This is a genomic window from Paenacidovorax caeni (genome assembly GCF_001298675.1).
Classification (GTDB): Bacteria; Pseudomonadota; Gammaproteobacteria; order Burkholderiales; family Burkholderiaceae_C; genus Paenacidovorax; species Paenacidovorax caeni.
In genome coordinates, this window is sequence record NZ_CYIG01000105.1 from 1 (window position 1) to 2,144 (window position 2,144).

The following is a 2,144-nucleotide window of genomic DNA, read 5'->3' on the forward strand; positions in this document are numbered from 1 at the left end:
TTCTACCTGGCCCTGCGCAACATCAGCCAGAAGTGGACCATGCCCATCCGAGATTGGAAGGCCGCGCTGACCCGATTTACCATTCAGTTCGGAGACCGCATCTCCGTCAATTGAAGTCCGAACCGTTTACACAAAAATTCGGACACGCCCGCGCTACCGCCTGGATCAGGTTGTGACCCTTGAGCGGCTTATCGATGTACAGCACCGTGTTGCGGGGTTCATCGAAGCCCGTCAGCAACTTGTCCACGACTATCAGCAGGTCTGGCGCTCCGTCGGTGCCAAAGTCACCGATTACCTGCTTCTCGTAGGCTTCAGGGTCGTTGCCGCAGGTGGCCATGGCCTGCTTCCACCACTTCTGGATTTCAGGCAGCGTGTCCTCGTCGACTTCCGAGTTGCCTTCGCGGGTGTCGGGTGCCGAGATCACGATCGCGCTTGTCACCAGTCCCGTCTCGTCCAACGCCTTCTTGTAGCGGATCGCATCCAGCTTGCTGTCGGTTGCGACCTGGCCCTTCAGACCCAGGCCCAGCTTCTTGATGTTCTCGTTGAAGTGGGTCGCGATGTCCCAGGCGATCAGTTCGATGCGGTTCGCGGCGCCATAGATCGCACCTTTCTTTGCGAACTTGCGCTTCAGGTCGCTGCGCTGGGCATCGCTGAGGTTGCTGGTGATCTTGTCGAACCAGCGGTTGACGGCCTCTTCGTTGATGTCCAGTTCCGGCACGCGCTCCTCGTAGAGCAGTGGTGCCACGGTTTCGTCCTCCACCGCGCGCTGCATCGTGTAGGCGTGGACGATGGGGCCGAACTTGTTGGAGGTCTTCTCGTCCTTGAGCAGCGGCGTGCCGGTGAAGGCGATGTATGCCGCCTTCGGTAATGCCTTCTTCATCCGCTCATGGGTCTCGCCGCCGTGGCTGCGATGTCCTTCGTCGACGAGCACGATCATGTCTGCCGAGTCGTTGCGGCACTCGGGCAACTTGGACGCCGTGTTGAACTTGTGGACGAGCGTGAAGGTGATCCGCTCGGTCCCCTTGCCGATGCGCTGGGCCAGGTCACGACCGGAAAGGGTGCGGCTGCGCTCACCATCCTTCTGCGTGGCGATGCTGGAGCCAAAGGCCCCGCCCGTCATGAAGTTGCGAGAGAGCTGGGTTTCAAGATCCACGCGGTCGGTGACCACCACGATGCGGCATTCCTTGAGGGCTTCGACCAGCAGCAGGGCCTTGGTCAAGAACACCATGGTGAAACTCTTGCCGGAGCCCGTGGTGTGCCAGACAACGCCTCCCTCGCGGCCACCGCCCTGCGAATCAGGCTTCTTCTGGCTGATGCGCGACAGCAGTGCGCGGATACCGAAGAACTGCTGATAGCGAGCGACGATCTTGCCGACCTTGCGGTCGAAGAGTACGTAGCCGTGCAGGAACTCCAACAGGCGGGACGGCGTCAGCAGACTCACCAGCAACCGATCCTGCTCAGTGGCCTGCATTGGCGCACTCCACAGCATGTCGAAGTAGGTGGCGAGCGATGCAGGCTTGCCTTCAAACAACGCGGCACGGACGTCCGGACGCAATGGAGCGTTCTTGACGGCCTGCAGGTGCGCGTCATCGAACTCTTCTTCTCGCCATTTGGCCCAGAACTTGGCGGCGGTGTGGGTGGTGCCGTAGCGCCCCTCGGTCTGGCTGATGGACAGCAGCAGTTGGGCGTACGCGAAGAGGTTGGGGATCTCGTCTGGGCGTTGGTTGCGCAGATGCTGGCTGATGCCCTCCTGCACCATGGCCTTCGAAGGATGGCTGCCACCGCCCGACTCCGGGCGCTTGGCCTCGATCACCACCAGCGGGATACCGTTCACGTAGGCCACCACGTCCGGCGTCCGGTGGTGTGTGCCTTGCGCAGACAGCACCTCCAGTTCCTCGGTCACGTCCCAGCGGTTCGAAGAAGGATCGCTCCAGTCGATCACCGGAATGGTGGGCTGGTGCTTCTTTCCATCCGGCATGAACTCGGTGACCGTGAACCGCCCCGGGTATCGAGGAGGCCGGTTGGTTTAAGTTGACACCTTTGTCGAGGTGTCGCTGGCGGCGAGTTGCCTCCAGTAGTTTGCTTCAGCTTCTGCCGGAGGGATGCCCCCAATCGGCGTGAGCAGTCGGACGTGGTTGAACCAG

1 pseudogene is annotated in these 2,144 nt (G+C 61.4%); it reads right to left on the minus strand.

The features are described 5' to 3' along the window. Positions 1 to 106 precede the first annotated feature (106 nt). A pseudogene (locus tag BN2503_RS18860) lies at positions 107 to 1,981 on the minus strand (type I restriction endonuclease subunit R); the annotation flags it as partial. Positions 1,982 to 2,144: the final 163 nt, after the last annotated feature.